Consider the following 8,632-nt stretch of genomic DNA (forward strand, 5'->3'; position numbering starts at 1 on the left):
CCCTTTGCACAAAAAACAACGCCCCAAGCCCGATGGTTGGATACAGCCATATTTATTTTTTAAGCTATATTAAGCATTGCTCCCCAACCCAGACACCATAAGACTTGTGGATTGTTAAGAAAGATGTGACTAATGCATAGCTTTTTAAGGGGGGCTAGGGGGGATCTCTTCTCTACCACGGACTACCAATAATCGTGAATCCTGCCCAATAATAAGGATGGGATAATCGTTGATTTGCCCGACTTCCCAATCCAGGAAGTGCAACATCTAACCCTTCAATTCCCGTTAACTTCCCGCCTTCAAAATACACCTGTTCCCGTAACATCGCCAGTTGCGCTTGACGCAAGGCTTCGGCTTTAATCGTGATATCCGGTAGGCGTAATTGGGCATAGAATCCACTCATTAAACTCAGCGTCGCTTCATCGCCTACATACCACAGACTGGCTACCGCCGACTTGACGCCAGTTTGTACCGCTAACCCCGCAAATCCTAATTCAGCCTCAATATTTCCCAGGGCGGTTTGACAGGCTGAGAGGACTAATAATTCGATAGGCGGGGGTAAATACCATTCCAGTTGGCGCACTTGATTGAGTCTCAGTTTCGTATCCCACAGTTGAATATAGGAATTACTCGGATTACCATCATTAAATTCAGCATGGGTGGCGAGATGGATAATCTCAAAAGGTTGGCGGCGACTCTCGGTTTTCAGGTTACTGAGGGTAAATTCTTCGTTGAGGAAGGATTCGCCTGTCCACAAGGTTTGGGTGATAATCTTTAATTCAGTGTCTACTGTGGGTAATTCCCTTAAATCGGCAAATTCAGTCGCGCCCATGGCGAGAATTTGGGCATCTTTAACGGGTTGATAGCGCGTATTAGTGAGGCTAACACTGGGAATGGAACCAATGCTATAGTTTTCAATCAGAAATTGCTTGCCATCGTGTAAGGCTGCCATAGGAAGTTGACGTAACCCGGCATCCATACAGAAGATAAGCGTATCAATATCTAAGGCGTCTAAGTCGGATTCCAGGGGGGCAATTAACCATTGATAAAGCTGTTGGGCGGCGGGGAGGTAGCCACGGGATTCGGTAATATCTTGAACCATCTCCTGAAATTCCTCAACGGTACTGTTTAGGGTGGTAGTAGTAGCGACGGGAACCAGTTTGCGGATATAATTGTCTTCCGGTAAAACTAATATCAGTTCTAATCCTTCTGGCAGATGACGGGCATAGATGACAACCGCACGTTTTCCGGTTTGCTGTTCAATAGTTTTCAGGGTTTCCCGTAAGCTTTCGGCGGTAACGTTGGCATTGGTTAAGTTTTCGCCAAAGTAGTCTTCAAATTCATCTTCAAAGAGTTGGTCGATTTCAGCGACAATATCATCTTGGGGGGTGACTTCGAGTGGAGTTGGGGGGTTAACGTTGAGGTTGATAGGTGGTTCGCCAGGAAATTCCCAGCTAATATTATAGTTTCCGGTTTCTGGGTCTTGGTTAATCGTAGTAGCGGCGTCTAACGTATCCCCAACCCGAAAGGCTAACGACTCAATGGGATTTTGATCTAAGTTTAGCTTGGGTGTTGGTTCTGGCACAGGGATGGGCGTTGGCGGTAGAGGTACAGCGCCCAGAATGGATATAATTTGAATGCGGTTTCTATCCCGTTTGTGGGTAAAGTAATAATCTCTAGTGGGTTCGATTGTCTGTATCCCCGCGTCATCGCCTCTAGTAATCGCGCCTGCTGTGCCGTTGATATCAGGATTACCGACAATAAAGGGAATCTCACCGTCTCCGCCGTGGCGAATAATAATGGTTCCACCGTTGTCACCCCCAGCGACAGAAATACTGGCGTTGATGTTATTTTTGTCGGTGAAGGAGTCGGTGGCTTGGAAATAACTGGGGGTGGTAATATCCACATCTCCGCCACTGCCATCACCCAGACTTTGAGCGTTAATTTGGCTGACTTTAATATTGCCACGGGCATCGAGAGTAATATCACCGCCATCATTAAGATTAGAGGAATCAAGAATACCTGTTTCGATTTGTCCGCTATTGCTGGTAAGGAAAATACCTGCGGGTGAGGTTAAATCTCCGGTTTTGATTTGTCCACGGGTACTGGTAAAAGAAATGGCTGTGGGTGAGGTGAGATTATCGGTAATAATGTTATTGATAGCTGTGATATTGACCCCGATTGGGTTGTCAGTAATATTGCCTTGAACGATTAAATTGTTGAGAGGAGTTGAGCCACCGATAATATCGTTAAATTCAATAATACCGTTTTCCGTTTCGAGAGTCAGGTTTTGAGTTCCATCAATGGTGTCGTGGAAGGTAATATCGCCAGTACCGGATAGGGTGATGGAAATATCGTCAGCGAGGATAACTGAACCGTTGAAGATTAAGCTATTTTGATTGGTGGTGATATCGCCACTGAGAGTAATCGTGTTTGGTGCGGTAAGTTGGATTTCTCCACCTTGGTTTGTTTGAGAAATAGCGTCAATTTTAGCAGAGGTAATGCTATCTGCGGCGTCAAGGGTGATATCACCACCTGTTCCCAAACCAGAGGAGGTAATGAGTGCGCCTTGGCTGGTATCGATATTCCCATTTTCGCTAGTAATACTGATGTTGCCACTATTGCCACTAAAACCACTCAAGAATGAGGTGATTTCACCTGTGGAAATATCGCGGGGTGCAAAAAGATTTATATTACCGCCATTTTCACCACCCGCCGCATTTAAAATACCTGCTGCGGTATCAATAGCACCACCGCTGGTAAGTATGATATCGCCCCCATTGGCACTACCAGATGTATCAATACCAGCCGTAAAAATGTCGCCGGGAGCTTCTAGTTTGATTGTGCCTCCATTACCGTTATTTGTGCTGGAGTCTAAGTCACCTGCTGTAGTGTCAATTATTCCACCGCTTTTAATAGTAATTGTTCCTCCCATGCCAGATTCAGAACTGGATGTAATAGCCGCCGTGAAGATGTTGCCTGGAGCAGTAAGTTTCACTGTACTACCATTACCGTTTAGGGAACTTGCCACAATATTATCAATATTGATTGAGCCTTCTGCACTATCAATAGTAATATTGCCCGCATCACCATTACCACCCCCTATTCTAGTTCTCAGCTCACCAGTTATAATATCATTCTTCGCAGTAAGAGTAATATTACCACTATTCCTCGCCCCGCTTGAAGCATCGACTTGACCCTTAATTTCAATCATTCCCTGTGGACTGTTGAAATCGATATTACCTCCATTCCCGTAAGCTGGAACCTCTATACAATTTGCTGCACCCGAAAGGCAATTAATTCTGATGTCACCTGTTCTGGATTCAAACGTGAGACTACCAGCGTTTTCAGAAGCTGAAAAAGTTTCAAATCCGTTATCAATCGTGATATCTCCACCTGCGGTAATATCAATATCACCTCCATTGCCTGGTCTGGATTCTAGGGTGAAGAATGTTGCATTAATCTGTCCTGCTGAAATATCACCAGAAGCAAATAATATTATGGGACCAGCGTCAATGCCTTGACTGCTAGTATTAATTGTTCCTGTAATAGTGATATTTCCCAGCGGAGAAGAACTGCCAGGAGATGTAAAATCCGTTCCCGAAGTTGGTACATTAAATTGAGGTACATTTTCTGGATTCTCCAAAGAGGGTAAACCTGCCCGTAGGATCAATGCCCTTTGATTTTTCAAAAGGTCTAAATCTGAGCCAGGTTGCCCATCAGGAAGAGATGGAGAATTATCCGGAAAGTCAATGGATATATCTCCATTAACTGTGATGCTGCCTGTCGCTTCAACTTTGAGGGCGGCTCCCCTATAATCACCAAATACAATATCCCCATTAACACTAATAATCGGGTCATTCAAACTGACAAAATTCCCCGGTTCCCCCGATAAATTCAGCATCGCCAGACTCCCGCCACTGGCAAAGTGAGCATCGCCGGAAATAATTCCATTACTGACTAAACTGAGATTTCCGCCACTGACAAACGGCGTTTGGAGATGATTCAGCGCCCAAATGTCAATCCCTTGATTCCCCTGAATATACAAATTTCCACCCGCCTGGGCGATAAACGGATGCGCCAGATTATCCCGCGCAATAACTGTACTCCCAGCTAAAAGAGTTAAATCTCCTGTTGTTACCAAAGAGGGCGCACGTCGGTGCGCCCCTACGGGAACTAACATTAAATTGTTAGACGCCGATAATGTTGCGGTTTGGGCTGTTATACTGTTGGCGATCGCGTCTCCATTTCCGACGCTGAATTCTGTATCGGTTACCTTTACTGTTTCCGCTGAAACTGTTAACCCTGTCTCCCCTGTTTCACCACTCCCCGTCAACAATGTTGCTAAATCCAACGGCGAAACTGGAAGCAACATCCCCTGACTATCCCGTGGCGGTGCTATTTCTAAACTCAATAACTGTCCCGGTTGACTAATCCTGACCAAACTTTCCCCCGGAACCGCCGCAACTGTAATATTTCCTCCTGGTGCAGCCAACTCCCCAGTGCTGATAACAGTACCCCCCAGTAGCGTTAAATTATGCCCCTCTGTTACCGCCAAATTCCCCGCATTAATCACGCTTCCTGGTTGCGCTAAATCAAAGGCAAAACCACTGGGATTTCCGACTAAATCCTGATACTCATTCCCGCCAAACGCATTAAACCAATTCCCCTCACCAAAACCAATCCCCGTGGCTGTCGTCGCTGTAAAATCCGCCGGGACATTCAACCGCGAATTTTCCCCAAACACAATCCCCGCCGGATTCATCAGAAATAAATTAGAATTGCCGCCAGTTACCTGAATCAACCCGTTAATAATTGAAGCATCACCGCCAACCACCCGCCCGAAAATATTCCTAATTTCTGGATTCGATAAAAAGTTGGCAATTTGACCCGACTCTAATCCAAACTGCTCAAAACTATGAAATAAATTCGCGCCATCCCTTGACAAACTGCCCTCTGTAATATCCAATTGATTCCCATTCGGCGTCACCACCGTTCCCGTCTCATCAGCCGCAGGAGTAATCGGTTGTGCATTCAGGGATGCTGGGGATAAAATAACCCCAGTGCCAAAGATTGCCCCCACCAGAGAACAAGACGCGATCGCACACCAACGCCCTAGACTCTGCCATTCCCTACCCGACTGGGTTTGAGGTATTTCTGCCATTGCACCCGCCCCCAACATCAGTATTTTTATCTACCTATAGTTAATATTCTAAGTAGTCGGACAAAAGAAAACAGCAGGCTCATTAAGTTTTAGGCTGGTAGCCCTCCCCCTGCTCCCATACGCGCCATGGCACGTCTCTACATTGCTTCCCCTGCTCTCTAACCCCACCCCGACTTAACTGACAAAAAACTAATCAAACCAAAGCAAGCAACACCCCAAATCAATTGCCTTACCCGCCTTTACCGATTTTGACGTAGGAACAAAGTGATAAAGCACCGATTTCCCATCCCGTGTTGCAGTAACAAACCCCTCATCCCGTAGAACTTTCAGGTGATGGGATAGTAAACTTTGTTCTATTCCCAACACAGCATTCAATTCACCCACATGTTTAGGTCCATCCATAAGCATTTGTAGGACATGCAAACGAGTGGTATCCGCCAAAACCTTCAGCTTGCGGACACAGAGGGATTGAGGGGATACGGTTTTCGGATTCATCAGCTAATCACCAGCATGGATTGAATGGGTATTAATATGAATTTTATTTCATAATTTCCCCAAAAAAACACGCCAAGCCTTGAATCCCTCACGTCAACGCACCACCGCAACTGGAACCACACCCAGCCGTGCAACCGTAACAATAGGAAGCGGTGCGAATTTCGTCAATGATATCCAAGCTTCCTGCGGCTAAAAGCTTACCCACAGTTAACCTATCCCCAGTACCCGACTGAGCCGGAATCTCTTCCATCTGATTAAAATCGCAGTCGTAAACATTTCCGCGATAATCAATCGAGAGTTCATTCCGACACATCAAATGTTCCACCGTCGTCGGATTAAAGTTCTCTTCCAGAAACTTCAGATACGGTGTATACAGCTTGGTTCGTTGCAGATAAAACTTGGTTCTGCCAATGGGCAAATTGGTAATCGTAAACAACTGGTTAAACTCAATATCAAAATTGTCCTTAAGGAACCGTTTATAATCCTGTTCCAACTTCACCTGATTCGGCGTTAAGGAAAAATCTTTACTCACAGGCAACACCGGATTATAAACCAAATCCAGGATTAACTGCGGATTTTTCCCATACCCCAATTGATTCAACCGTTGAATTGCCCGAATCGAATCATTGTAAACTCCTTTCCCCCGCATTTTATCCACATTATCCTCTAAATAGCAGGGAAGCGAAGCAACAACTCTCACCTGATGCTGGGCAAAGTAGTCTGGCAAATCCTGGTATCCCGATTCAAAGAAAATCGTCAAATTTGACCGCACAATCACCTCTTTCCCCGTTGACCGCGCTGCTTCAACTAAGGGTTTAAACCCATAATTCATTTCCGGCGCACCCCCCGTTAAATCAACGGTTTGGATTTGCGGAAAGCGATGAATCAGTTCGATAAGTTGGTCACAGATTTCCGGGGTCAGTTCTTCCGTGCGTTTAGGTCCGGCTTCTACATGGCAATGGGTACAGGCGAGATTACAGCGTTTCCCCAGATTGATTTGCAGAACCGTAATTTTGTTTTTAGTTAAAGGTGTTCTCAGTTTTTGGCGAAACGGTGTTACCGCTAATGTGGCTGTCTGTGTCATGTTAAATCCCTGGAAATGTATCTTGACTTCAGCATCGGACTAGCCAAATCCATATCGGCTAGCTGAGTCTATCATAAATCATTTAGTCTGACCGAGATCAATTGAACAGGAGTTCAATGAGTTTTTGCTGAGAATCAGCTTAATCTATATAAGTAGTTGGACTTTCATTAACCTTAACGGTTGAGATTAGGGAACAGGCAACAGGCAACAGGCAACAGTAAGGGTTTGATGCTTGTTTACAAAACAAGCGTGGGCGTGCTGTTTTCTTTTGTCCGACTACTTATCAATAATCTTTGAAAACAAAAAATAAAAGCTTTACAGTTTTGCGTTCAACCTTCATTACCGCTTCACCAAGGCGCTTAAATAACAGGTTAAGATTGGGTTAATTCATGCCATTAAGTCAGGAGCAAAACGATGAAAGGAGTGAAAGAGGAATCCCGCAAAGAAACGATTTACGATAGTTCTAGATTAACCGGAAAAGCCTTCTTGATGGATGGCAAGCCTCTGAGTAAGAAAAAATTAGCGTGTCGGTGGATTAAATCATCAGCAAATCCTGGCACTCTAATGGCAATATGGGATGTTTAACAATTAGATCGGTTCTAGCTGGAGTCGATACCGATACAAGGCGACGGGTTGATCCAACGCCTGAAAATAATCAGGATCTTGAGGAGAAAGATAAATCGCGGTGATTTGCCATGCTTGAATTCCGGAATCGGGTGATGGCAATTGATGATAAGCGGTTGTGGTTTCCACCTGATTTAAATAGGGTTGGGGTGTACCGCGAAAGTATTGGTTGGTGACTTCTGTGGCAATAAAGCGATCGCGGCTGGGGGTTTCTGTGTTTCGACCTGTAACAATAGAGATAAGTTGGCGTCCCGATCGCAATTCGGTGATCTGTCGATTCACAGACGCCGGATCAACCTTAACTGAACGAATAGCGCTATCGCCGAGATAGGCTTGGGTGATATTTAAGCCATTAAATTCTCGATCAGCAACAACGGCGGATTCCGTTTGTTGGGGAAGGGGTATAATGCGATCGCGAGATTTGGATTGAACTTGATCAACCCGTTCAAACCGTACCTGAAACTGCATCGGCTGATTTAAATAGCGGCGATTACTCTCAAATCCCGGCGTGACTATCTCTGGCGCTAAGGGTGCAACTTGTTCGACGAGGGTGCTGGTAACGTTCCAGGTTCCCTCCATCCAATCGGGGTAAACCAAATCCCCAGTCGCCGCCGTTACTGGGGGTTTAGTTTGCCAATTGGGGAATTGCGCCATGCGATCGGCGAGTTGTCCGGCTTGGGCTGGATTTGTCCAAAGGCAGTAGACTAGGATTAAGCCGCATCCGATGAGTCTAGAGAGAATCGCCACAATAGAATTGACCTTTGCTGGGTATCGGTTAACAACAGAGAGCGCGATCGCACACCTCGGTAGTGAACTTCTATCCAATCATGCCAATTTCTCGGTCTAGATGCGACAACCAGTAGGTGTTTTTTCAGAGGAGTCAAAATTTGAGGCTGTATCCCTTATCGGGTAAGGGTTTGCCGCCTCTTTTGCTGTTTAGGGGGTTGTCGCAATAGCTGAAAAGCTTATGCACAAAGGATTTGAGCCTATTTTGTTTAAGGGGTCTTGTCAAAGGCGATGGCTGAAATGCTATAGTTATATGAGGTTGTCGAAATCGTACATTGAAAATTAAATATAGCAAGCGTTTCAGAGGTCGGCAGTCGAAATCCTCTATAATCCCTATTAGGGATTGGGGCGACTCGTTCACCTATAACTATTAGATTTTTGCTCTAAAGATACTAATAGGAAAAGGTGGCAAGGTGCAGCCCTAGATTAACTAAAATTGCACCTTGACAACTAAGTAATCTATGTGGGTTAAATTCCTA

The 8,632-nt window shown here is 45.3% G+C and carries 6 protein-coding genes; 1 reads left to right on the plus strand and 5 read right to left on the minus strand.

The window, feature by feature from the left end:
- Nucleotides 1-172 precede the first annotated feature (172 nt).
- The 3 genes from RIE73_RS36500 to arsS form a co-directional block, all read right to left on the minus strand.
- Complete coding sequence (locus RIE73_RS36500) at nt 173-5,164, minus strand: CHAT domain-containing protein (protein WP_446405824.1); 4,992 nt, start codon at nt 5,162-5,164, stop codon at nt 173-175.
- A gap of 189 nt (nt 5,165-5,353) precedes the next feature.
- Complete coding sequence (locus RIE73_RS36505) at nt 5,354-5,659, minus strand: ArsR/SmtB family transcription factor (protein WP_446405825.1); 306 nt, start codon at nt 5,657-5,659, stop codon at nt 5,354-5,356.
- Between the two features lie 88 nt (nt 5,660-5,747).
- Nucleotides 5,748-6,743, minus strand: a complete 996-nt coding sequence (arsS, locus tag RIE73_RS36510; RefSeq protein ID WP_446405826.1) for an arsenosugar biosynthesis radical SAM (seleno)protein ArsS — start codon at nt 6,741-6,743, stop codon at nt 5,748-5,750.
- A 414-nt stretch (nt 6,744-7,157) separates the two neighbouring features.
- On the opposite strand from arsS, the gene RIE73_RS36515 reads away from it, so the two are divergent.
- Nucleotides 7,158-7,328, plus strand: coding sequence for a hypothetical protein (locus RIE73_RS36515; RefSeq protein ID WP_446405827.1), 171 nt, complete (start codon nt 7,158-7,160; stop codon nt 7,326-7,328).
- A gap of 3 nt (nt 7,329-7,331) precedes the next feature.
- Here RIE73_RS36515 and RIE73_RS36520 read toward each other — a convergent pair whose 3' ends face one another.
- The gene (locus RIE73_RS36520) at nt 7,332-8,114 is read right to left on the minus strand and encodes a DUF6816 family protein (RefSeq protein WP_446405828.1); all 783 of its coding nucleotides are present in this window, start codon (nt 8,112-8,114) and stop codon (nt 7,332-7,334) included.
- Nucleotides 8,078-8,251: a hypothetical protein gene (locus tag RIE73_RS36525; protein WP_446405829.1), complete on the minus strand. Its 174-nt coding sequence runs from the start codon at nt 8,249-8,251 to the stop codon at nt 8,078-8,080. Before RIE73_RS36525 ends, RIE73_RS36520 begins: the two co-directional genes overlap by 37 nt.
- Nucleotides 8,252-8,632: the final 381 nt, after the last annotated feature.

Origin of the sequence: Coleofasciculus sp. C1-SOL-03 (assembly GCF_040220555.1) — a bacterium.
Lineage (GTDB): Bacteria > Cyanobacteriota > Cyanobacteriia > Cyanobacteriales > Coleofasciculaceae > Coleofasciculus.